This is a genomic window from Micromonospora andamanensis, from assembly GCF_016863495.1.
Taxonomy (GTDB): domain Bacteria; phylum Actinomycetota; class Actinomycetes; order Mycobacteriales; family Micromonosporaceae; genus Micromonospora; species Micromonospora andamanensis.
Genome location: NZ_BOOZ01000012.1, coordinates 44,588 through 68,469, shown reverse-complemented (window position 1 = coordinate 68,469; position 23,882 = coordinate 44,588). Strand labels below are relative to the sequence as shown.

Sequence of the window (23,882 nt, the reverse complement as noted above, 5' to 3'; positions counted from 1 at the left end):
GTGGCCCGAGCCTGTCTGGGCCGGCACGGATGCCGGCCCGCCCACGACCTCGCGGACCTCAGTCATGCTGTGTTACCCCTTTGTGTTCGTGCCGCTGCCGCTCAGCCCTTGACCGCGCCCTGGAGGCCACCGACGATCTGCTTCTCGGCGAACGTGAAGAAAATAAGTGCTGGCAGCATCGCCAGCGAGGTGAAGGCGAGGATTCCCGCCGTGTCGGAGGTGTACTGGCTGGAGAAGTTCTGCACGCCCAGCGGCAGGGTGTGCAGGCTCGCGTCGCCGAGCACCAGCAGCGGCAGCAGGAACGCGTTCCAGCTCGTGACGAAGGCGAGAATACCGACGGTGACCAGCGCGGGTCGCGACAGGGGCAACAGAATGCGCCAGAGGAAGCCGAGCCGGCCGGTGCCGTCGATGGCGGCCGCGTCCTCCAACTCGCGGGGGATGGCGGTGAGGAACGGTCGCAGGATCACGATCGTCAGCGGCAGCGCGAAGGCGACCTGCGGCAGGATCACCGCGTAATACGAGTTGATCAGGTTGAGGTCACGCAGCATGAGGTAGAGCGGCAGGATCGCCGCGCCAGCCGGAAACAGCAGACCGAGGGTGAAGAAGGTGTAGAGCACCTCGCGGCCCCGGAAGGTGTAGCGGGCCAGCACGAACGCGGCGCAGACCCCCAGCACCACGACGCCGATCGTGGTGCCCAGGGACACCACGGCGCTGTTGAAGACCTGCCGCCAGAAGTCACTCTGGGTCAGCACCCGGGCGTAGTTGTCCCAGACCCACGGATCGGGCAGTCCGGCCGGATCCGCGACGATCTGCGGCGTGGTGCGGAAGCCGCCGATGATCACGTAGACCACCGGAGTGATCGACACGGCTGCGACCGCGAGCGCCAGCGCGTAGGTGAGCGGGTTTCCCCACGACACCGGACGGCGCTTGGCGGTTGGCGAAAGGACGGCGTTCGCGGCCACTGTCAGTTTGCCCTTCTGGTGATGGCGCCCTCGATGTCACGACGCAGGAGGAAGCGCTGGAACAGCACCGCCGCGACGAACGAGATGGCGAACAGGATGACCGCCACCGCGTTGCCGTAGCCCCACAGGCGAGCGAAGAACCCGTTGTCCACCATGTACGTCGCCATGGTCGCCGACGCACCCAGCGACCGCACCGCGGGCACGGAGGTCACCCAGATCACGTCGAAGACCTGCAACGAGCCGATCATGGACAGGAACATCCAGATCCGGATCGTGGGCCCCAGCAGCGGCAGCGTCACGTGCCGCTGAATCTGCCACCAGCTCGCGCCGTCGATGGCGGCGGCCTCGTTCAGCTCCTGCGGCACGTTCGACAGCCCGGCGAGCAGAAGGATGATGGCGAAACCCACGTACTTCCAGGTGAGCACTGCCAGCAGCGTCCAGATGACCACATCGAGGTCGGCCAGCCACGCCTGCACCAGGCCGCCCAGCCCCAGCGACTCCAGCATCGCGTTGATCGTGCCGGCGTCGGACAGCAGCAGCTTCCACATGATGCCGACGGTGACCTCGGCGAGCACGTACGGCACGAAGGCCAGCAGCCGGAACACCGTCCGACCGCGGAAGTTGCGGTTGAGCAGCAGAGCCACGCCCAGGGCGATGGGCCCCTGGATCAGCAGCGACCCGAACACGATTATCGCGTTGTTGCGCAGCGCGTCGAGGAAGATCGGATCCTGGAACGCCAGGACGTAGTTGTCGAAGCCGACATAGTCGGTGGGCGGTCCGACGCCACGCCAGCGAAAGAGGCTGTAGTAGAAGGCGAAGCCCATCGGGACCAGCACGAACATCACGTAGACGATCACGGCTGGTGTCGTGAGCCCGATGATCTCGTACCACTTGCGTCGGGTCTCGGCGGCCCGAGCTGACGAGCGCCGGGCGGGCCGAGGCCCCGCCGGCGGCGCGGATGCGCCGCCGGCGAGGTCCAGGGTCGGGTTGGTCGACGTCACTTGCGCGCGGCCGCCTTCATGGCCTCGACAACCTTTTCCGGGCTGCCGTTGCCGGCGAAGATGGCGACGATGGCGTCGTTCATCGCGTTACCGACGGTGCTGCCGAAGGCCGTGTCCAGCCAGAGCTGCACGTAGGTGGCGCTGGTGGTGGCCTCCAGGATGGACTTGAGGGCGGGGTCCTTGACGCCGTCCTCAGCGCCCTTGGCGACCGGCAGGCCGGTGCCGGTCTCGGCGTAGCCCTTCTGCACCTCGGGGCTCACGATGTACTTGAGGAACTCGACGCACTCGGCCGGGGCGTTCTTGGCGCAGGCGAACCCGTCGCCGCCGCCGAGGGCCGCCTTCGGGTCACCGGCGGAGCCGGCGATGGCCGGAACCGGGAACCAACCGATGAACTTGTTCAGTGCCTCCTGGTCCTCGGTGACCGTGTCCAGGGTGCCCTTGTTCCAGTCACCCATCAGCTCCATCGCGGCCTTGCCGTTGGCCAGCAGGCCGTTGGCGCTGGTCGGGTCGTTCTGACCCGGCGTGGCGATGAAGTTGGGCTGGAACGGCTTGGTGTCGATGAAGGTCTTCAGGTCCTGACCGGCCTTGACGAAGCACTGGTCGTCGAAGACGTTCTCCAGGGACGCCTTGCGCAGGGTGTCGACCGAGCAGGCGCGCAGGGCGAAGTTGTACCACCAGTGCGCGGCCGGCCACTTGTCACCGGCGCCGACGGCGATCGGGATGACGTTTATCGCCTTGAGCTTGGTGACCGCGTCGTTCAGCTCGTCAAAGGTGGTCGGCGGAGCGGCGATGCCGGCCTGCTGGAACAGGTCCTTGTTGTACCAGATGCCCTCGATGCCCATCCGGTACGGCAGGCCGTACTGCTTGCCGTCCACCTGCCAGATCTCGACAGCGCTGCCGATGTTGGCAACCTCGTCCTTGACCTGCTCGGTGATGTCCTTGAGGTAGTCGGCCTCCACCTGCTCGCGGATCTCGCCGCCGCCCCACGCCTGGAAGATGTCCGGCGGGTCGTTGCTCAGCAGCGCGGCGGGCAGCCGGGTGCGCTGGAGCTGGTTGGTCTCGATGCCCTCGATCTCGATAGTGACAGTGGGGTGCAGCGCGTTGAAGTCCTTGGCGACCTTTTCCCAGTAGGTCTTTCCGGGACCGTCCTGGGAGGCGTTGTGCCACCAGGTCAGCGTCACCGGGTTCTTGTACAGCTCGCTCTCGGCGGGTGCTTCGTCCTCACCGCCACCGCCGCAGCCGGCGACGAGTAGTGCGGTTGTCATGGACAGCGCTAGAAAGGTGGTTGCACGGCGCTTTATAGCCATCGATGTCTCCTCGACCAGTCAGTCGGGTGCTCGGCCTGAGCGAGTTTTTCAGTCGGGTAACCCAGTGTCAATCGGTGTCGATAACGTTTTCGACTCGTCTCCGTAACCGGCCCGATGGCCCTCTATCATCATCGACGTGGTGTTTCCCCAGCGTGTCAAGATGTCGGACGTAGCCCGCACAGCCGGCGTCTCCGTGGCGACCGTATCAAAGGTTGTGAATGGCCGTTACGGAGTGGCCCAGGCGACCGTGGAACGGGTTCAGCAGGTCATCCGTCAACTCGGCTATGAGGCGAGCCTGGGGGCGCAGAGCTTGCGCAGCCATCGCACAAACGTCCTGGGCATCCTGGTCGCCGAATTCGAGCCGTTCTCGACCGAACTGCTCAAGGGTGCCAGTGTGGAGGTCGCCGGCACCGGCTACCAACTGCTGGCGTACTCCGGCGGCGACGGTGCCGGGACGGCCGTCGGTTGGGAACGCCGCTCGCTGGCCCGGTTGTCGGGCACGCTCATCGACGGCGCCGTGATCGTCACGCCGACCGTGGTGGAGACCAAGCAGGGCTTCCACGTCGTGGCCGTCGACCCGCACACCGGCCCGTCGGGGTTGCCGACTGTCGACTCCGACAACTTCGCCGGTGCCGTCATGGCCACCAATTACCTGCTCTCCCTCGGCCACCGCCGCATCGGGCACATCAGCGGACGCGCCGACCTCGAATCGTCGCGCCTGCGCGAGGCGGGCTTCCGGCAGGCCATGGCCGACGCGGGCGTGACCGTGGACGAACGGCTGGTCCGGGTCGGCGGGTTCCGGATCGAGAGCGCCGCCGAAACCGCCGCTGAACTGCTCTCACTGCCCGACCGCCCGACCGCGGTCTTCGCCGGTAACGACCTCTCCGCGATCTCCACCATCGACGTCGCCCGGAGCATGGGCCTGTCGGTCCCCGACGACCTGTCCGTGATCGGCTTCGACAACATCCCGGAGTCGGCGCTTGTCAACCCGCCGCTGACGACGATCATGCAGCCGTTGCAACGGATGGGCGCGGAGGCGTTGCGCCTGCTCGTCGACCTGATCGCCGGTGTCGAGCGGGACACCCACATCCGCCTGCCCACCGAGCTGGTGGTCCGCTCCTCCTGCCGCCCCCACGACCCCACCGGCACCTAGCCACCCCCGCGCCCGCCGCCCGCCGCCCCGCGCCCGGCGCTCGGCAGGCCGCGCCGGCGCTGGAGATGCGGCATCTCGCGGTATCCCTGGCGCCGGAGACCCCGACATGCCGCATCTCAAGAGCCGGCCCAGAGGCCAAGCCGGCCCAGAGGCCGAGCCAGGCCCAGAGGCCGAGCCAGGCCCAGAGGCCGAACCAGGGCCAACGGCCGAACCAGGGCCGGACGCGCCGAGCTGGCTCTCAGGCGTCGGCGAGGGTGGCGGCGGTGTCGCGGTCGAGCGTGCCGTCAGCGACGGCCACCCGGTAGTGACCGCGCCGGCTGGTGCCGGCCGGGATGGTCAGGGTCTGCTCGAAGGCGAAGGCCACACAGACCCCCGGGTACATGGCGGTCCGGACGAACCACCTGTCGCCGTCGCCGAGACCGCTGAAGACCAGGGTGTACGCGCCACCCTCCGGCGCCCGCGCCCGCATCGCCACCCAGGGCTCCGCGCACCCGTTTACCTGCTCCTCGCCGGCCAGCCGGGCGGTGCAGACCTCGGGCGGTTCGGCCGTCACCGCGCGCCAGAAGAACCCGCCGTAGCCCGCGCCGCCGGGGCGACCGTTTGTGGCCGGGCTGCCCAGCGTGATGTCGCGGTCGGCGGGCGCGGTGAGGGTGCTGGTCAGGTCGAGTCGCCAGGCGCTCTGGTGACCGGGTAGCGCCGAGGCGGCGAGCACCCGCCGCTCGGTGAGCAGCACCCGACCTGTCGGGTCGCACCAGTGCAGCCGGTGGTCGAGCCGGTCGGTCGCCAGGTGCTCCCATCCGGTGTGCACGATCCGGCCGTGGTCCGCGCGCCACGTGTAGCCGGTGCCACGCACGTACGTCCGCCCGCCCCACAGGTTGGTGCCGGCCACGTCCTGCACGGCCAGCGACGCCCCGAGGTGCCACACGTGATCGGCGGGCAGCACGTCGGTGACCTGGGTGCCGGCCAGGGTACGCACCGGATGCAGGTACGGCCGGGGCCCGTGCCGGACGTCGAGGTCGGGCGCGAGCACGTAGCTGGCGACCGGGGTGCCGTCGACGACCAGTTGGGGTTCGGTCACGACAGCTCCACGCGGGCGACCGACCGGCGGCGGGCGACGGCGTGCACGGCGGCCAGCGCGTACCCGGCGAGGATCGGCACCGCCACCGGGGTGACGAGCACAGCCAGCAGGACCACGAGGACTGTGGTGCCGGCGAGGGCGGCCCAGTTCGCGGGGTGGTCGAGGCAGGCGCGGGCGGCCCGGGTGACCGCCGACCGCCACCCGGTGCCGCCGGCACGCCCCACCTCGACCACGATCGCGGCGGCGTAGCCGAGCAGGGCCGCCGCGACGACGATTGTGAGTACCAGCGCCACCGTACCGCCCGGGACCCGACCGGTGGCCAACGCGGCCAGGTCCGCGACGAGCAGTCCGGCGGCGGCCAGGCCGATCAGGACCGCCGGCACCCCCGGCAGCAGCGCCCGGCCGAAGCGCGACAGCGTACGTCGTGCGGGCGGCCAACTGCCGGTGGTGAGCCAGTCGTGCACGGCCGCGCTGGCGGTGCCGACCGCGGCACCGGCGGTCAGCACCGGCGCCGCGGCGAGCACGGCCAGGATGCCCAGCAACGCGAGGTCGGCGGCGTCGCTGACGGTGTCCCGCCAGTCCCGCCCCGACCCACGCCGCTCGGCGCGAGCGTCAGCCCTTGAGTCCACTTGTGTTGATCCCCTCGACGAGCATCCGCTGGAAGGCCACGAAGAACAGGAAGACCGGCAGCAGGGACAGCACCGCCATGGCGAACATCGGCCCGACGGCGCTCTGGCTTGTCGAGTCGATGAACAGGGTCAGCGCCACCGGGACCGTGTAGTCGCTCAGGTTGGACAGGAAGACAAGCTGCCGGAAGAAGTCGTTCCAGGTCCAGATGAACGAGAAGATCGCGGTGGTGACCAGCGCGGGCCGGCTCAGCGGCAGGATCACGTGCCGGAAGATGCCGAACGCGTTCGCGCCGTCGATCCGGGCCGCCTCGTCCAGCTCGCGGGGGATGCCGCGCATGAACTGCACCATCAGGAAGACGAAGAACGCCTCCGTGGCCAGGAACTGCGGGATCAGCAGCGGCAGGTACGGCCATTCCCCACCGACCAGGCCGAGGGTACGGAAGAGGATGTACTGCGGCACGATAAGCACGTGGCCCGGCAGCAGCAGGGTGCCGATCATGACGGCGAACCACACCCCGCGCAGCCGGAACTTCAGCCGGGCGAAGGCGTACGCGGCCAGCAGGCAGCTCACCGCGTTGCCGACCACGGTGAGCAGGCTGACCATGGCGCTGTTGAGGAAGAAGCGGGCGAAGCTGACGTCGAAGTTGGTCCACCCGTCGAGGTAGTTGCCCGGGGTGAAGTTCCGGGGCAGCAGCCCGATGTTGTTGACGATCTCCTCCTGGGACTTCACGGAGGTGCCGATCATCCAGAACAGCGGGTAGAGCACGACCGCGACGATGGCCAGCAGCACGACCAGCCGCAGCCAGGAACGGCTGCGGGGGCGTCGCGGGCGGGTCGCCACGGGCGGGGCGACGGTACTGGCCACCATCAGCTGTCCTCCCCGTCGGAGTAGTGCACCCAGAACCGGCCGGTGCTGAAGAAGACCACTGTGATGAGGGCGATGGCGAGCAGGAACACCCAGGCCATCGCGGAGGCGTAGCCCATCTCCAGGTCGGTGAAGCCGGTGATGTAGAGGTTGAGCGTGTACATCAGGGTCGAGTCGACGGGCCCGCCGGTGCCGTTGCTGAGCACGAACGCGGCGGTGAAGCCCTGGAAGCCGTTGATCGTCTCCAGCACCAGGTTGAAGAAGATCACCGGGGAGAGCATCGGCAGGGTCACGTTGACGAACTGCCGGAACCTGCCGGCCCCGTCCACCGAGGCGGCCTCGTACAGCTCGGTCGGCACCTGCTTGAGCCCGGCCAGGAAGATCACCATCGGTGCGCCGAACTGCCAGATGGCGAGCACCATCAACGTCTCCAACGCCCAGTCCGGATCGTTGACCCAGGGTTTGCCCTCGATACCGAAGAGGGCGAGGAAGGAATTGAACGCGCCGTCCCGGTTGAACATGTTGACCCAGACGATGGCCAGCGCCACACTGCCGCCGAGCAGCGACGGCAGGTAGAACAGGCCACGGAACAGCCCGACTCCGCGCCAGGCGCGGTTGAGCAGCAGGGCGACCCCGAGCGCCGCGGCCAGCTTCAGCGGTACGGCGATCAGGGCGAAGCTGAGGGTGACCCGTACCGAGTGCCACCACGAGGGGTCGCTTGTGAACATCCGCTCGTAGTTGGCCAACCCGACCCATTCCACCTCGGACAACGGGGTGAGGATGTCGTAGTTGGTGAAGCTGAGGTAGAGCGACAACAGCATGGGTATCGCCGTGATGCCCATCAGACCGATGAGCCAGGGCGACAGGAAAACGTATCCGGCCAGACCTTCCCCGTGCCGGATCCGTCCGGTCCCGCGCCGTTTGGCGTCGGGCCGGACGGATCCGCTGCCGCGTCGGGTCGGGTCGGGCGCCGTGGTCAACGCCACGAACTGCTCCTCTCCGGGTGGTGCGGCGGGTCAGGAGGCGATTGCCGCCTTGCATGCCTCGACGAACTGGGCAGCGGCCTCGGCCGGGGTGGCCCGGCCGTACTGGGCGTTCTCGGCGGCCTTGGTCAGCTCGGCGCGAACCTTGCTGTGGCCCTTGATCGGCACCTGGGGCGACTCACCGAACGACTCGGCCAACTCGGTCTCCACTGCGATGGACTGCTTCATCGCCTCGTCGGTGGTGTCGTCGCTGACCACCCGGCGCAGGTCCAGGTTGGACGGCAGTCCCCGGTCGGTGCCGAGCAGCTTGACCGCATCGGGGTCGTTCGCCAGGAAGTTGATCACGTCCACCGCGATGTCGGCGTTCTTGCTGCCCCGGAAGACCGACCAGTACATCGAGGCGCGGGCCCACTGGCCGCTGGGGTCACCCGGGTAGGCGATGACACCCAGCTCGTCCGTGGTGTTCTTCTTCAGCTCCGGCATCTGGTTCACCCAGACCCAGGAGGTGGCCGACTTGCCGGTCACCACGAGCTGCTTGGTGATGTCCGTGGCGTTGCCCTCGTGGATGACGTCCGGGGTCGGGGTGGCGCCCCGGTCCCGGGCGCCCTTCCACAGCTCGAACCACTTGGTCACGTCCTCGGCGGTGAAGCCGAGGTCGGTGCCGGAGTAGAGGTCCTTGCCCTGCTGGCGCAGCCAGACCCAGAACGCCTTGTAGTCGGCGCTCGGGTCCTGGGTGCCGGGCACGCCCGTCTTCTTGCTGACCTGCTCGGCCCAGGCGATGTGCTCCTCCCAGCTCATCCCGGTGGTCGGCTCGGGCAGGTCGTTCTTCACCAGCAGCGTCTTGTTGTAGACCAGGCCCTGGGTGTTCTCCCCGGAGGCGACGCCGGCGAGCTTGCCGTCGACCACGCCGTACTGGAGCAGGCTGGGCGGGAACTTCGTGGTGTCGAGCTTGCCCGAGTCCTGGTACGGCTTGAGGTCCAGGGTGGTGTTGCGGGCCGCGTACTCGGCGAGGAAGTTGTCGTCGATCTGGAAGATGTCCGGCGGGTTGCCACCGGCGGTGAGGGTGGCCAGCTTGTCGAAGTAACCCTGGTTGGCCTGCCAGGTCTTCTCGAAGGTGACGTCGGGGTTCTTCTGCGTGTAGAGGTCGAGTGCCTGCTCGGTGAGCTGGGCGCGGGCGTCGCCGCCCCACCAGAAGATGGAGATCTTGGTCTTGCCGTCGGAGCCGGCGTCATCGCCGCAGGCCGCGGCCATGCCGACGAGCGGCAGGGCCACCACGGCGGCGAGCAGGCCGCGCAGCAACCGGCGGCGTAGCTGGGGGGTACGGTAGGTGCGCCCGTCGGGCGCGCTGGCGGTGGGGTGCGTTGCGGGGTGCATGTGCGCTCACTCCTTGGCGTTAGGAGGCGACGACGTCACCGGCGGCCACGATCGGGTTGCCCGGGTCCGCACGGCGATGCGGGCCCGGGCCAGCGGCAGCGGCTCCGGGACGTTCCCGACCGGCGTAGGGGCCCGGCCCGGTGGAGTCGCGGATGACCAACTCGGTCTGGAGCATTACCTGTGCGGTGGTGCGACGGACGCCGACCGCCACTGTGGAACCGCCGCCCCGCGCGGTACGCGGGAGGTCGGTGTCCTGTTGCAGCAGCATGTCGACGGCCGTCCGGCCGGCGGCCGCGGTAGGCGTGGCCACCGTCGTCAGCTTGGGACGGGTGAGCCGGCTCAGGGAGATGTCGTCGACGCCGACGACACTTATCTCCTGCGGTACCCGGACCCCGAGTGCGTCGAGCCCCTCCAGGAGGCCGATCGCCATCAGGTCGTTGTAGGCGAGCACGGCGCTCACGCCGGCCCGGCGGACCTGCTCCGCCTGGGCCAGACCGCCGGCCTCGGTGGGCGGGTTGGGACCGATGACCGTCAGGTCCGCACCAGCGGCCCGGGCGGCGGCGCCGGCCGCCCGGCGGAGTTCCCGGCTGGTCCACGAACCGCGCGGCCCGGCGAGCAGCGCCATCTCCCGGTGGCCCAGCCCGGCGAGGTGCTCGATGGCCGAGCGGGCGCCCTGCCCGACGTCCATCAGCACACACGGCAGCCCGGCCAGCTGTCGGTTCACCACCACAAGTGGCACCTCCCGGCTGAGCTGCTCGATCAGGCTGTTGCTCATCCGGGGGCTGCACAGCAGCACCCCGTCGACCTGCTTGGCCAACGCGTGGACCAGTTCTTCCTCGGCGGCGGCGTCCTCATTGGTGTCGGCCACGAAGACGTGGTAGTCGCGGTGTCGGGCCTGGCTCTCCGCCGCTTTGATCAGTGGCGGGAAGAAGGGGTTGGCGATGTCGGCGATGATCAGCCCGATGTTGTGGGTACGGCCGGTGATGAGAGCGCGCGCGGCCCGGTTCGGCCGGTAGCCCAGATCCTCGGCGCACGCGAGCACCCGTACCCGGGTCTCCGGATTGACCAGGTGGGGTGCCGAGAAGGTGCGGGAGACGGTGGAGATGTGCACGCCGGAGGCCCGTGCGACGTCCCTGATGGTGACTGGCATCCAGGCCCCCTTCGTCGATGTGTCGGCGGTCACGGTGTCGCCAATTAATGCAAACGGTTGCTCCAGTGTCAACGGTGGATGGTTACAGCTGTGTTTCGGCGGGCCACGTTCCATGCGCATTTAAGCCCATCAAACGGGGCAAAGGCCGCCGATTTTTCGACGCTCGTTGACGAAGGCCGATCGACCGTGGTTACTTCAATGCAAAGGTTTGCAGAGAGATCGAGGAGGGTCGGTAGGTGTCACCGCAACCTGGCAGGCGGGTACGGCACGCCGTGGTCGGCACCGGCGCACGCGCCGAGATGTTCGTCCGCGCGCTGGTGCGCGACCACGCCGACACCGCCGAGCTTGTCGCGTTCGCCGACGTCAACCAGGCTCGGATGGACGCCCACAACCGGTGGCTCGGCGAGCTGGGCCATCGGCCGGTGCCGACGTACCACGCGGACGACTTCCTCGCGATGCTGGCCAAGGAACACGTCGACGTGGTGCTGGTGACCTCCGTGGACGTCACCCACGACGAGTACGTGGTGGCCGCGCTGGAGGCCGGCTGCGACGTGGTCACCGAGAAGCCGATGACCACCGACGCACCGCGCTGCCAGCGGATCCTCGACGCGGTCCGGCGAACCGGACGGCGGGTGACGGTGGCCTTCAACTACCGCTACAACCCGTTGCACGAGCAGGTCCGCCGGCTGCTGGCCGACGGTGCGGTCGGCGAGATCGGCTCGGTGCACTTCGAGTGGCTGCTCGACGTGCGCCACGGCGCCGACTACTTCCGCCGCTGGCACCGTGACAAGGCCAGCTCCGGCGGCCTGATGGTGCACAAGGCCAGCCATCACTTCGACCTGGTCAACTGGTGGCTGGACGCCACCCCCGTGCAGGTGTACGCAGCCGGCCGGCTGTTCTTCTACGGCGACGCCGGCCGCCGCCACGGCTACGCCCGCGACTACGACCGGGCGCACGCCTCGCCGGACGCCGACGACGACCCGTTCGCGTTGCGCCTGGCCGAGCACCCCCGGCTGCGCGAGCTGTACCTGGACGCCGAGGCCGAGGACGGCTACCACCGCGACCGCAACGTCTTCGCCCCCGGGGTCAGCATCGAGGACGACATGGCGGTGCTGGCCACCTACTCCACCGGGGCCACCATGACCTACCACCTCACCGCGTACGCGCCCTGGGAGGGTTACCGGGTGATGGTCAACGGCAGCCGGGGCCGCCTCGAACTGGAGGTCACCGAGAGCGAGTTCGTCAGTCCGGCCGCCGCCGGCGCGCTCAAGGGCGCCGCGCTGCACGGCGACCAGGCAGCCGACGAGGGGGGCGCGGCCACGCTGACCCTGCGTCCCTTCTGGTCACCGCCGCGACGCATCGAGGTCGACGGGTACACCCGGCACGGGCACGGCGGGGCGGACACCCGGATGACCCAGGTGCTGTTCGGTGGCGTACCCGATCCGCTGCACCGCGCGGCCAGCGCCCGCGACGGGGCGCTGGCCCTGCTCACCGGCCTGGCCGCCAACCGGTCCTTCGACACCGGCGCCCCGGTGCGGGTGGCCGACCTGCTCACCCTCGACTGACACCGACCACAGGAGCCGCTTGCCGTGCCCACCTCGACCAGACCCGATCTGCTCCTCCCCGCCGAGCCGGGCCAACGCGCGCTGGCCCGGGAGCTGTACGCGCTCGTGGCGCAGTTGCCCATCATCTCCCCGCACGGGCACGTGGACCCCGCGCTGCTGGCCGAGGACCAGCCGTTCCCCGACCCGTCGCAGCTGCTCATCGTGCCCGACCACTACGTGACCCGGATGCTGCTCAGCCAGGGCGTGCGCCCCGGCGAGCTGGGCGTCCCCAGCCACGACGGCAGCCCGGTGGAGACCGACGGGCGACGGATCTGGCGTCGGTTCGCCGACCACTGGCACCTGTTCCGCGGCACCCCGTCACGGCTGTGGCTGGAGCAGACCTTCACCGAGGTGTTCGGCGTCCACACCCGGCTCACCCCGGGCACCGCCGACGAGGTGTACGACGCCCTCGCGGCCCGGCTCGCCGAGCCCGGCTTCCGACCCCGGGCGCTGTTCGAACGGTTCAACATCGAGGTGCTCGCCACCACCGAGTCACCCCTGGACGACCTGGGCCGGCACGCCAAGCTCGCCGCCGACGGCTGGGGCGGGCCGGGCGGCCGGGTGGTCACCACCTTCCGCCCGGACAACGTGGTCGACCTGGACTTCGAGGGCTGGTCGACGAACGTCGACCAGCTCGGTGAGATCACCGGCGAGGACACCGGGACGTACGCCGGCTATCTGGCCGCCCTGCGCGCCCGCCGGGCCGCCTTCATCGCCGCCGGTGCCACCTCCTCCGACCACGGCCACCCCACCGCCCGCACTCTCGACCTCGGTGCCGACGCGGCGACGCTGTTCGACCGGGCGCGACGGGGTGCGGCGGAGCCCGACGACGCGGAGGCGTTCCGGGCACACATGCTGCTGGAGTTCGCCCGGATGTCACTCGACGACGGTCTGGTCATGCAGCTGCACCCCGGCGCGGTACGCAACCACAACCGGTGGCTGCACGCCCGGCACGGCCGCGACGTCGGCGGCGACATCCCGCAGGTCACCGAGTACGTGCACGCCCTCGCCCCGCTGCTGGACGCGTACGGCAACGATCCCCGGCTGCGGGTGGTGCTGTACACCCTCGACGAGGACACCTTCACCCGGGAGCTGGCGCCGCTGGCCGGTGGGTACGCCGCCCTGCTGCTCGGTGCGCCCTGGTGGTTCCTGGACTCCCCCGAGGTGCTGCGCCGCTTCCGCGAGTCGGTCACCGAGACCGCCGGCTTCTACAACACCGCCGGGTTCGTCGACGACACCCGGGCGTTCTGCTCCATCCCGGTCCGCCACGATGTGGCACGCCGCATCGACGCCGGCTTCCTGGCCCGGCTGGTCGCCGAGCACCGGCTGCCCATGGACGAGGCCGCCGAGACCATGGTCGACCTCGCGTACCGGCTGCCGAAGCGGGTCTTCAAGTTCGGAGAAGAGTCATGACCAGCATCACCGAGGTCACCGTGCACGACGTACGGTTTCCCACAGCCGCCAGTGGCGACGGCTCCGACGCGATAAACAGGGGCGACTACTCGGCCACCTACGTGGAGCTGAGCACCGACGACGGACCGACAGGCGCGGGCTTCACCTTCACCAACGGCCGAGGCAACGAGATCACCTGCGCCGCCGTCCACGCGCTGTCCCACCACGTACGGGGACGCAGCGTGGCGGAGATCGCCGCCGAGCCGGTGGCGTTCTGGCGCTCGCTCGTCGCCGACGTGCAGCTGCGCTGGCTCGGCCCGGAGAAGGGCGTCATCCACATGGCCACCGGCGCGCTGGTCAACGCGGTGTGGGACCTACGGGCCAAGCTGGCCGGTAAGCCCATGTGGCGTTACCTGGCCGAACTGCCCACCGACGAGCTGGTGGCGAACGTCGACTTCAAGCACATCACCGACGCGCTCACCGCGGACGAGGCAGCCGCGATCCTGGACAAGGGACGCGACGGGCTCACCGACCGGCTCGGCCGGCTGGAACGGGACGGTTTCCCGTCGTACACCACCTCGGTGGGCTGGCTCGGCTACCCGGACGACAAGGTCCGGGCGCTCACCCGGGCCGCGTACGAGCAGGGATGGCGGGCGATGAAGATGAAGGTCGGCGGCCCGCCCGACGACGACCTGCGGCGGGCCCGGATCATCCGGGCGGAGATCGGCCCGGACGCCCTGCTGATGATGGACGCGAACCAGGTCTGGGACGTCGACGAGGCGATCACCAACATGACGGCGCTCGCCGAGGTGGACCCGTACTGGATCGAGGAGCCGACGCACGCCGACGACGTCCTCGGTCACGCCCGGATCGCCCGCGCGATGGGTGAGCTGACCGACGGGCGGTGCCGGGTCGCCACCGGCGAGGTGGCCGCCAACAAGGTCATCTTCAAGCAGTTGCTACAGGCCGAGGCGATAGGCGTGATGCAGATCGACGCGTGCCGGGTGGGCGGGGTCAACGAGGTGCTCGCCGAGATCCTGATGGCGGCGAAGTTCGGGGTGCCGATCTGCCCGCACGCCGGTGGGGTCGGTCTCTGCGAGTACGTGCAGCACCTGGCGATCTTCGACTACCTACGGGTGGGCACGAGCCTGGAGGGGCGGATGGTGGAGTACGTGGATCACCTGCACGAGCACTTCGTCGACCCGGTACGCACCCGCGACGGGCGCTACCTGTTGCCTACCGCACCGGGCTACAGCGCCACCATGCATCCCGAGTCGATCGCCACCTTCCGCTTCCCGGACGGTCCGGCGTGGCGGTGACAGTGGGCGCGTCCCGCCTCGGGTTGGGGGTGGTGCGCCGGTTGCCCGCCGAGGCGCGTCCGCTGGTCCGGCCGGGCACCGTGCCGGCCGGCGTGGTGCACCTCGGTCTCGGCGCCTTCCACCGGGCCCACCAGGCGGTCTACACCGAACAGGCGATCGGCCTGGCCGGCGGCGACTGGGGCATCGTCGGCGTGGCACCCCGCAACGCGGCGCTCGTGGCGACCCTCGCCGCCCAGGACAATCTCTTCAGCGTCAGCACGCTGTCCGCCGCCGACCGGCGCACCCGGGTGGTCGGCGCGCTGGCCGGGGTGCGGCTGGCCGCCGCCGACCCGCAGGCGGTGGTGGCCCTGCTGGCCGACCCGTCGATCCGGGTGGTCACCCTGACCGTGACCGAGAAGGCGTACCAGCTCGACCCGGCCGCCGGCACGCTGCGCCCCGACGCCGACCTGGTCGCCGACCTGACCACCGACCGGCCACCGGCCACCGTGCCGGGCCTGCTGGTGCGTGGCCTGCTGGCCCGCGCCGCCGCCGACGCCGGACCGATCGCCCTGGTCAGCTGCGACAACCTGCCCGCCAACGGCCGCCGGCTGCGCGGCCTGGTGACCCAGTCCCTGGCGTACGCGGGCACTCCGCCACCGGCGGTCGACTGGGTCGAGGCGCACGTCGGTTTTCCGGGCACCATGGTGGACCGCATCGTCCCGGCCAGCACCCCGGAGACCCTCGCCGCGGCCCAGCGGGCACTCGGCGTCGAGGATCTCGCGGCGGTGGCGGCCGAGCCGTACACCCAGTGGGTGATCGAGGACGACTTCCCCGGCGGTCGTCCCGCCTGGGACCGCGCCGGGGCGGTGCTCTGCGCGGACGCGGGACCGTGGGAACGGCTGAAGCTGCGCGCCCTCAACGGGGTGCACTCGGCTACCGCGTACCTCGGCGCGCTGGCCGGCTGCGAGACGATCGCGGACGCCCTCGCGCTGCCGCACCTGGACACGGTGCTGCGCCGGCTGATCGCCGAGGACGTGGCCGCCAGCTTCGCCCCACCCGACGGGGTGGACGTGGTCGGTTACGGCGATCAGGTACTCGACCGTTTCGCCAACCCGGCGATCCGGCACCGCACCCTGCAGGTGGCGATGGACGGTTCGCAGAAGCTGCCGCAGCGCATCCTGCACACGGTCGCCGACCTGCGGGCGGCCGGACGACCGGCCCGCTGGGCGGCACTCGTCGTCGCCGCCTGGATCCGGTTCGTGCAGGGCAGCGCCGACGACGGCCGGCCTCTGCCGCTTGACGACCCGCTGGCGGAACGGATCCGCGCGGCGCTGGCCGCCGCGCCGCAGACCCCGGCCGGGGCGGTGGACGCCGTGCTCGGCCTCGACGAGGTCGTCCCGCCCGAGGTGGCCGCCGACGATCAGGTCCGCGCCGACGTGCTGGCCTGGCTCACCGACCTGCACCAGCACGGGGTACGCGCCACTCTGGCCGGTGCGGCGTGACGAGTCCCCGGGTGGCGCTGGTGGGCGCGAACGGGCACGGGAGATGGCACCGTCGGGTGATCGGTCCGCTGCACGACGCCGGCCGGGTCCGGCTGGTCGCGCTTGTCGACACCCGGCCGATCGAGCCGGAACCGGCGGCCCCGGTCCCGGCCGGGGTGCCGGTGTTCACCGATCACCGGGCGATGCTCGCCGACGTCGCGCCGGACGTGGTGGTCATCTGCACCCCACCGCACACCCATCTGCGCATCGCCCGGGACGCGGTGGCCGCCGGTGCGGACGTGCTGGTGGAGAAGCCACCTGTGCTGTCCACCGCCGAGCACGAGGAACTGGCCGGCGCGCTGGCCACCACCGGTCGGGTCGTGCAGGTCGGGTTCCAGGCCCTCGGCTCGGCGGCGCTCACCGCGTTGACGGACGCAGTGGCGGCCGGCCGGGTGGGCGCGGTGAGCGGCATCGCCACGGTGGCCGCCTGGCAACGCCCGGACGCCTACTACGCCCGCTCACCCTGGGCTGGGCGGCGCACCCTCGACGGACGGCCGGTGCTCGACGGCGCGCTGGCCAATCCGCTCGCCCACGCGGTGATGCAATGCCTGGCGGTCGCCGAGGTGGTCGGCGGCGGGCCGGTGGAGCCGGTGAGCATCGAGGTGGAGCGCTACCGGGTACGGCCCATCGAGGTGGATGACACCGCAGCACTGCGGGTACGGCCCCGGCACGGGCCACCGATCGTGGCCGCGGTGACCCTCGCCGGTGAGGACTTCATCGCCGGTGAGGTGATCGTCACCGGCGACGCCGGCCGGGCGGTGCTGGAGTACCCGACCGACCGGCTGCTGCTGCCCGGCGAGGCCACCGCCGGTGCGGTGCCCGGCCGGTGCGGGCTGCTGGAGAACCTGCTGGCCCATCGGGCCGATCCCCGGGTGCCACTGATCGCGCCGCTGGCCCGGACCGCACCGTTCACCGCCGTCCTGACCGCCCTGCAGGCGGCACCGGAGCCGACGCTGCTCGACGGCGAACGTGTGGAGACCGACGGTGCCGGTCCACAGCGGGTGCTGCGGGTGCGGGGTGTCAACAAGGTGCTGCGTCGGGTGGTCGACGAGGGCCGACTGCCGTCGGAACTCGGCGTGCCCTGGGCGACAGCCCCTTGGCGAACCGATCCGCTCGGGCAAGAATAGGAGGCGTCGCCGCAACAAACTGCAAATCTCCGGTCCACACAGGATCGGAGAAAATGCGATGAACAGCGGTTACCCGACCAGAGCAGGTCGGGGTGATGCCACCCGACGCTATTTAATGCAACAAATCTGCACACCAATAATATTGACCCCAATAAAAACATAACCGTAACCTTCGTCATCAATACGAAACAGCGACGAAGGAAACGGAACGAGCCGATGCGCAGACTTGCCGCCGCCGCGGCATCGATCATTGTCGCCCTGACCGCCGCCCCCACCGCCGCCATGGCACGACCGTCGAGCGAGCCGGGTTCGCCCACCGGCAGGCACCTTGAGCGGGACACCAGGGCCCCACTCTCACCACTGGCCCGCCAGCTCGGCCGGCAGGCCCTTCCGGCCGGCGACGGCTGGGCCGCCGCCGGGCCCGGCACCACCGGAGGCGCCACCGCCTCGGCCGATCAGATCCGCGTGGTGCGCAGCCGGGCGGAACTTGTCGCCGCGCTCGGCGGCGACAACGCCACGAACGCGACGAACGCCACCCCGAAGATCGTGTACGTCAGCGGCAGCGTCGACGGTTTCGAAGCCGCCGACGGCCGGCTGCTCGACTGCACCGACCTGGCCGACCCCGAATACTCGCTGGCGGCGTACCTGGCCGCGTACGACCCGGCGGTGTGGGGCCGGGTGGCGCCGAGCGGGCCACTGGAGCAGGCGCGGGCACGGTCGGTGACCAACCAGACCCGGCAGACCCAGATCAACGTGGGCCCGAACACCACGATCATCGGGCTACGGGGGGGCCGACTGACAGGTCTCACTCTGATGATCGACAGGGCGTCGAACGTGATCGTCCGCAACATCACCTTCGACGACGCCCGGGACTGCTTTCCCGCCTGGTCCCCCACCGACGGCGAGGCCGGCAACTGGAACTCGCAGTACGACCAGGTCTCGGTGCGCCGCAGCGAAAACGTGTGGATCGACCACAACACGTTCACCGACGGTGACAACCCGGACAGCGCCCAACCGATCCACTTCGGACGGCCGTACCAGGTGCACGACGGCGCGCTGGACGTCACCCACACCGCCAGCCTGGTCACCGCCTCCTGGAACCGGTTCTCCGGACGCGACAAGCTGATGCTCATCGGCTCGTCCAACACGGTCGGCCCGGACGTCGGCCGGCTGAACGTCACGCTGCACCACAACCTGTTCGACACCGTGCTCCAGCGGCTGCCCCGGGTCCGCTTCGGTCAGGTCGATGTCTACAACAACGCCTACCGGCTCGGTGGCGACGGCTTCGAGTACGCCATCGGCGTCGGCGTCCAGTCCGCGGTCCACGCCGAGAACAACCACTTCACCCTCGGCACCGGCGTCAGCGCCGCCGACCTGCTCTACGACTGGGGCGGTACCGCGATCACCACCCGGGGCAACTGGGTAGACCCCGCCGACGGCCCGTCCCGGCCGGTGGACCTGGTGGCCGCGTACAACGCCGTACACGATCCCGACCTGGACCCCGACGCCGGCTGGACGCCGACGCTGCGGCACGGCCCGGTGCTGCCGGCACCGCTGGTGCCACTGGTGGTCGGCCCACTCGCCGGCGCCGACCGCCTACCGCTGTGACCCACACCTGTTGAGCGAGCCCCTCCCCACCGCACCTCCGGAAGGGGCCCTCCGCACTCCACCACCACCATCACAAAGGAAGGTGAGACGAGGATGAGACGACACGTCGCACTCCGACTCCTCGCGGGACTGGCCGCCACCGCAACGGGCGCCGTGGTCTGCGTGGCCCTGACGACGCCACAGGCGTCGGCCGCGGTCGGCAGCGCCACCGGCTTCGCGACAGGCAACGGTGGCACCACCGGCGGCTCGGGCGGGCAGACCGTACGCGCCACCAGCGGAACCCAGATCCACGCGGCCCTGTGCAACCGGGCCAGCAGCAGCACGCCGATCATCATCCAGGTCGAGGGGACCATCAACCACGGCAACACCACGAAGGTCTCCGGTTCAAGCTGCAACACCGCCGCCGACGTGATCGAACTCAAGCAGATCAGCAACGTCACGATCCTCGGCGTCGGCAACGGGGCCGTCTTCGACCAGATCGGCATCCACATCCGCGAGGCCAGCAACATCGTCATCCAGAACGTGACGGTGCGGAACGTCAAGAAGTCGGGCTCGCCCACCTCCAACGGCGGCGACGCCATCGGCATGGAGGCCAACGTCCGCAACGTGTGGGTCGACCACGTCACCCTGGAGGCGTCCGGCGGCGAGTCGGAAGGCTTCGACGGGCTGTTCGACATGAAGAACAACACCCAGTACGTGACGCTGTCCTACAGCATCCTGCGCAACTCCGGTCGGGGTGGCCTGATCGGGTCCAGCGAGAGCGACCTGTCCAACGGCTACGTCACGTTCCACCACAACCTGTACGAGAACATCGACTCCCGGGCGCCGCTGCTGCGTGGCGGCATCGCCCACATCTACAACAACCACTACGTACGGCTCAACGAGTCCGGCATCAACTCCCGGGCCGGCGCTCGCGCCAAGGTGGACAACAACTACTTCCAGAACGCCAAGGACGTGCTTGGCACCTTCTACACCGACCAGGCCGGCTACTGGCAGGTCAGCGGCAACATCTTCGACAACGTGACCTGGTCCAGCCGCAGCGGCGACACCAACCCGGCCGGCCCCAACCCGACCTCCAACACAAGCGTCAGCATCCCGTACTCGTTCCGCCTCGACGCGGCCAGCTGCGTGCCGAGCATCGTCAGCCAGACCGCCGGCGCGAACAAGGGCATCCGCACCTCCAACGGCAACTGCACGCCGCAGAGCCCGACCGCCGGGCCGACCAGCCCGACCCCGGGCCCGACAACCACCACCACCCCGCCGCCGACAAGCAACCCGACGCCGACGCCGAGCCAGCCCAGCGGCACCAACCTGAGCATCGGCGCCGGCTCCGACGGCTCCAGCAAGGCCAGCGGCACCAGCTACGGCGACGTGCGCGACGGCAACATGAACACCGCCTGGTCACCGAACGGAGCCACCGGCCAGATCTCGATCAAGTGGGATTCCGCCACCGCGGTGTCGCGGATCAACATCCGTGAGGCGTCCGGCTCCGTCGGCAACATCCGCAACTGGCGGGTGCTCAACCACGACACCGGCGCGGTACTGGCCTCCGGCACCGGCGCGGGCGTCGTCAGCTTCACCAGGACGTCGATGCGCAAGGTCACCTTCGACATCACCAGCTCGACAGGCACGCCACGGGTCGCCGAGTTCGAGACCTACGCCAGCTGACCTCACCGCACCGAATGGTGGGAGCCGTCGAATGTCGCCGGCTCCCACCATTGTTTCTCCCACGCCTCCTTTGCTTCTCCCCGCCCCCCTCTGCTCTGCTTCACCTGACGCAACGGATCCGTCCTGGAACCGATGCGTGGGTTGAAGCAGAGCAAAGGGGGCACAGCAGTACCTCCATCCCGGTCCACGGCCAGGGAGCGGGCCGCGCCGACGGGCAACGGGCGACGGCGCGGTACCCGGCGCACGACTGCGGCCACCGACGGGAGGGTGGCCGTGACCGCGTAGGGCAGAATCTGCGGGCGATGCACGCGGCGGCCATCCTCACCGCGCTCGCCGACCTGGCCCCGGCCGGTGCCGAGCGGATCCTCGACGTCTCCGGGCCTGGTCGGCCACTGGTCTGGCTGCCGGAACCGCACCGGGGGCCGCGCGGCGCACGACTGGACCGGCTCGCCGCGCTGGACGCCCTGCACCGCGACGAGCGGATCCTCCGCCTCGGGTTGGCGTTCCTCATCGGCACGGCCGACCTGGACGGCACGCGGCGACGGATCCGACTGCCGCTACTGGCGCAGCCGGTACGACTGCAACGCGGCCGACGCGGTTACCGGGTTGTGCCCGCCGGTGACCTGGAACTGACCCCCCTCGTCGAGGACCGGGAACTCGCCGCCCGGTTGGAGGAGGCACCTGGGCTGGCCGGCCCCGGCTGGTTGACCGCACCAGGCACCACCGCCTGGATCAGCGCGGCGGCCGAGGCCGCCGGCCTGAAGGTGACGACGGTCCAGTCGCGGCCACCGCGCGGCATCGATGACGACGTCACCGGGGTCGCCGCCGCAGCGGTCTTCGTGACCCGCGACGTGTTCGCCGGTCGTCTCCGCGACACCCTGTTGAGCTGGGCGGGCCGACCCGGACTGGCGGACACCGCCCTGAACCGGCTCTACCTCGGCACCGACGGCACGGCACGGGATCCGATCGTCGACGATCTCACCGACGCCGACGACGTGCTGTCACCGCTGCCGCTGAACGCCGCGCAGCGCGACGTGATCCGACGGACCAGGACGGCACCCGTGGTGGTGGTCTCCGGCGCACCGGGCAACGGCAAGAGTCACGCCCTGGTCGCCGCCGCGCTGGACACCGTGGCGCGTGGCGGATCGGTACTGGTGGCGACCCAGTCGACGCACGCCGCAGAGGTGCTGGGGGAACTGCTGCGCCGGCATCCGGGCCCACCGCCTGTGCTCTTCGGCGACGCCGAACGGCGCGGGGCCATCGCCACCGAACTCGCCGGTGGCGTCGCCGTCGGTGTCGACGACCCACAACTGCGCCGCGACACCACAGCCGTCTCCGCCGCCCGGGACCGGGTCGCCGGTGCCCGAGCCGGCATCACCGCGGCACTGGAGCAGGAACGGCTCGCCGCCACACTGCCCGACTGGCAGCCGCTGCTGCCCGCCCTGAGTCACGACGCCCCGGCGGTGTTCGAGCCGGACTCCGACCTCGCCGCGATCCGCGCCGCCCTGCACGAGGCGAGCCGGAACGGCGACGACTGGTGGTCCCGGTGGCGGCGGTCCCGCGCCACCCGCCGGCTCCACCGGCTCACCGGAGCCGCCACCGGTGTACCCGTGCCCCAGGTGCGGGCGGCGGTGGACGCGGCGGACGCCGTACGCGCAGCCGCCCGGCTCTCCTCGCACGGCGGCACGGACCTGGCCGCCGCCTGGCGGGCACTGACCGAGGCGGACGAGGCGCTCGCCGAGACGGTCGGCGCGGCGCTGCGCAATCAGACCGCCAGCGCGCGACGGTGGACCGGCGACGCCCGGCGCGCCGCCAACGGCCTGGGCACCGCCCTGCGGGCCGGCCGCAACCGCCGCCGCGAACTGCTCGCCACCCTGGACGCCGAGGCGCTGGTGCGGGCACTGCCCCTGTGGGTGGGCACCGTGGCCGACGTCGAGGATCTGCTGCCACCGGCAGCCGGCATGTTCGACCTGGTGGTGCTCGACGAGGCGGCGCACATCGACCAGCTGCGGGCCGCCCCGGTGCTGGCCCGGGCCCGCCGGGCGCTCGTCGCCGGCGATCCACGGCAACTGCGGTTCGTCTCCTTCGTCTCCGACGCGGACGTGACCGCGACGCTGCACCGGCACGGCCTGGAACGCTTCACCGACCGGCTCGACGTACGCCGGGCGAGCGCCTTCGACGTGGCGGCCGGCGCCGCACCCGTCACCTGGCTCGGTGAGCACCACCGCTGCGCACCGCACCTGATCGGATTCTCCGCCCGCCGGTTCTACGACGACCGGCTGGAACTCGTCACCCGGCACCCGGGCACCGAACGGGCCGACGCCATCGACGTGGTGCGGGTAGCCGGTGCCGCCGTCGTCGACGGCGTCAACCAGGCCGAGGTGGCGACGGTGCTCGACCTGGTCGCCGCCCTCGCGGCCCAGCCACCGCCGGGCGGCGTCGCCGTGATCAGCCCGTTCCGCGCCCAGGCCGACGCGGTCGAGACGGCGCTGCTGTCGGCGTACGACGTCGACGCGATCGAACGGATCGGCCTGCGCACCGGCACGGTGCACGCGTTCCAGGGCAGCGAGGCGGACGTGGTGATCGCCACCCTGGGGCTGGTCGACGACGACCCACCGGCCCGGCACCGGTTCGTCGCCGAGCCGAACCTGTTCAACGTCCTGGTCACCCGGGCCAGGAAACAGCTCACCGTGGTCACGTCGCTCCAGGCCCCGGAGGGCATCGTCGGTGACTATCTCCGGTACGCCGGACAACCGCTTGACGCCACCGGAACGTCACCCGCTGCGGTAGACCCGTGGGCGAGCGCGCTCGCTGTCGAGTTGACGCGGATCGGGCTGCCCGTGCGGGCCGGCTATCCCGTCGGCCGTTGGCGGGTCGACCTGTGCGTCAGCGACGAGGCCCCGATCGGCCTGGTGTGCGGGGTGCACCCGGACGGCGTGGCCGCGCACATCGAACGGCAACGCACCCTCACCCGGGCCGGCTGGCGACTGTACGACGCGTTCGCCAGCCGCTGGTCCGACGACCCGATCCGCGCCGCCCTCGACCTCGCCACCCGCATCCACGACGACGCCCAGAGAAAGCTCAAGCCGGCCAGCTCGTGAGTACTGCCGCAGCGGCGAACCACGCGGTGGGCATGGCGGTC

The 23,882-nt window shown here is 70.5% G+C and carries 18 protein-coding genes; 9 read left to right on the top strand and 9 right to left on the bottom strand.

Annotated elements, in window-relative coordinates; translation table 11 throughout:
- Positions 1–101: 101 nt before the first annotated feature.
- Genes Van01_RS12875 through Van01_RS12865 form a run of 3 tightly spaced genes read right to left on the bottom strand, consistent with a single transcriptional unit; the run spans position 102 to position 3,228 of the window.
- Positions 102–968, bottom strand: a complete 867-nt coding sequence (locus Van01_RS12875) for a carbohydrate ABC transporter permease (RefSeq protein WP_204006500.1) — start codon at positions 966–968, stop codon at positions 102–104.
- Complete coding sequence (locus Van01_RS12870; RefSeq protein ID WP_204006346.1) at positions 965–1,963, bottom strand: carbohydrate ABC transporter permease; 999 nt, start codon at positions 1,961–1,963, stop codon at positions 965–967. Before Van01_RS12870 ends, Van01_RS12875 begins: the two co-directional genes overlap by 4 nt.
- Entirely contained in the window at positions 1,960–3,228 is a 1,269-nt protein-coding gene (locus tag Van01_RS12865) for an ABC transporter substrate-binding protein (protein WP_239099043.1), read from the bottom strand. Before Van01_RS12865 ends, Van01_RS12870 begins: the two co-directional genes overlap by 4 nt.
- A 202-nt stretch (positions 3,229–3,430) precedes the next feature.
- Here Van01_RS12865 and Van01_RS12860 point away from each other — a divergent pair, with 202 nt between their 5' ends.
- Complete coding sequence (locus Van01_RS12860; protein WP_239093281.1) at positions 3,431–4,423, top strand: LacI family DNA-binding transcriptional regulator; 993 nt, start codon at positions 3,431–3,433, stop codon at positions 4,421–4,423.
- Between the two features lie 238 nt (positions 4,424–4,661).
- Here Van01_RS12860 and Van01_RS12855 read toward each other — a convergent pair whose 3' ends face one another.
- Genes Van01_RS12855 through Van01_RS12830 form a run of 6 tightly spaced genes read right to left on the bottom strand, consistent with a single transcriptional unit; the run spans position 4,662 to position 10,502 of the window.
- Entirely contained in the window at positions 4,662–5,501 is an 840-nt protein-coding gene (locus Van01_RS12855; protein ID WP_204006333.1) for a DUF6807 domain-containing protein, read from the bottom strand.
- A complete protein-coding gene (locus tag Van01_RS12850; protein ID WP_204006331.1) occupies positions 5,498–6,130 on the bottom strand; it encodes a hypothetical protein in 633 nt (210 codons plus the stop codon). The genes Van01_RS12855 and Van01_RS12850 overlap by 4 nt, the downstream gene beginning before the upstream one ends.
- Positions 6,114–6,998: a carbohydrate ABC transporter permease gene (locus Van01_RS12845; protein WP_204006329.1), complete on the bottom strand. Its 885-nt coding sequence runs from the start codon at positions 6,996–6,998 to the stop codon at positions 6,114–6,116. The genes Van01_RS12850 and Van01_RS12845 overlap by 17 nt, the downstream gene beginning before the upstream one ends.
- On the bottom strand, positions 6,998–7,981 hold the full coding sequence (locus Van01_RS12840; RefSeq protein ID WP_204006327.1) for a carbohydrate ABC transporter permease: 984 nt from the start codon (positions 7,979–7,981) through the stop codon (positions 6,998–7,000). The genes Van01_RS12845 and Van01_RS12840 overlap by 1 nt, the downstream gene beginning before the upstream one ends.
- A 30-nt stretch (positions 7,982–8,011) precedes the next feature.
- On the bottom strand, positions 8,012–9,352 hold the full coding sequence (locus Van01_RS12835; RefSeq protein WP_204006325.1) for an ABC transporter substrate-binding protein: 1,341 nt from the start codon (positions 9,350–9,352) through the stop codon (positions 8,012–8,014).
- A 19-nt stretch (positions 9,353–9,371) separates the two neighbouring features.
- On the bottom strand, positions 9,372–10,502 hold the full coding sequence (locus Van01_RS12830; protein WP_204006316.1) for a LacI family DNA-binding transcriptional regulator: 1,131 nt from the start codon (positions 10,500–10,502) through the stop codon (positions 9,372–9,374).
- A gap of 236 nt (positions 10,503–10,738) precedes the next feature.
- On the opposite strand from Van01_RS12830, the gene Van01_RS12825 reads away from it, so the two are divergent.
- The 8 genes from Van01_RS12825 (at position 10,739) to Van01_RS12790 (ending at position 23,841) form a co-directional block, all read left to right on the top strand.
- A complete protein-coding gene (locus tag Van01_RS12825) occupies positions 10,739–12,067 on the top strand; it encodes a Gfo/Idh/MocA family protein (protein ID WP_204006314.1) in 1,329 nt (442 codons plus the stop codon).
- Positions 12,068–12,091: 24 nt separating this feature from the next.
- Positions 12,092–13,519: a glucuronate isomerase gene (gene uxaC, locus Van01_RS12820; protein ID WP_204006312.1), complete on the top strand. Its 1,428-nt coding sequence runs from the start codon at positions 12,092–12,094 to the stop codon at positions 13,517–13,519.
- Positions 13,516–14,817: an enolase C-terminal domain-like protein gene (locus Van01_RS12815; RefSeq protein WP_204006305.1), complete on the top strand. Its 1,302-nt coding sequence runs from the start codon at positions 13,516–13,518 to the stop codon at positions 14,815–14,817. The genes uxaC and Van01_RS12815 overlap by 4 nt, the downstream gene beginning before the upstream one ends.
- Complete coding sequence (locus Van01_RS12810; protein WP_204006303.1) at positions 14,808–16,298, top strand: mannitol dehydrogenase family protein; 1,491 nt, start codon at positions 14,808–14,810, stop codon at positions 16,296–16,298. The genes Van01_RS12815 and Van01_RS12810 overlap by 10 nt, the downstream gene beginning before the upstream one ends.
- Positions 16,295–17,464: a Gfo/Idh/MocA family protein gene (locus tag Van01_RS12805; RefSeq protein ID WP_204006301.1), complete on the top strand. Its 1,170-nt coding sequence runs from the start codon at positions 16,295–16,297 to the stop codon at positions 17,462–17,464. Before Van01_RS12810 ends, Van01_RS12805 begins: the two co-directional genes overlap by 4 nt.
- 216 nt (positions 17,465–17,680) lie before the next feature.
- Complete coding sequence (locus Van01_RS12800) at positions 17,681–19,072, top strand: pectate lyase family protein (RefSeq protein ID WP_204006299.1); 1,392 nt, start codon at positions 17,681–17,683, stop codon at positions 19,070–19,072.
- A 93-nt stretch (positions 19,073–19,165) separates the two neighbouring features.
- Positions 19,166–20,740 carry a pectate lyase family protein gene (locus tag Van01_RS12795; RefSeq protein ID WP_204006297.1) on the top strand — a complete coding sequence of 525 codons (1,575 nt, stop codon included), beginning with the start codon at positions 19,166–19,168 and terminating at the stop codon, positions 20,738–20,740.
- 302 nt (positions 20,741–21,042) lie between these two features.
- Positions 21,043–23,841: an AAA domain-containing protein gene (locus Van01_RS12790; protein ID WP_204006295.1), complete on the top strand. Its 2,799-nt coding sequence runs from the start codon at positions 21,043–21,045 to the stop codon at positions 23,839–23,841.
- Positions 23,842–23,882: the final 41 nt, after the last annotated feature.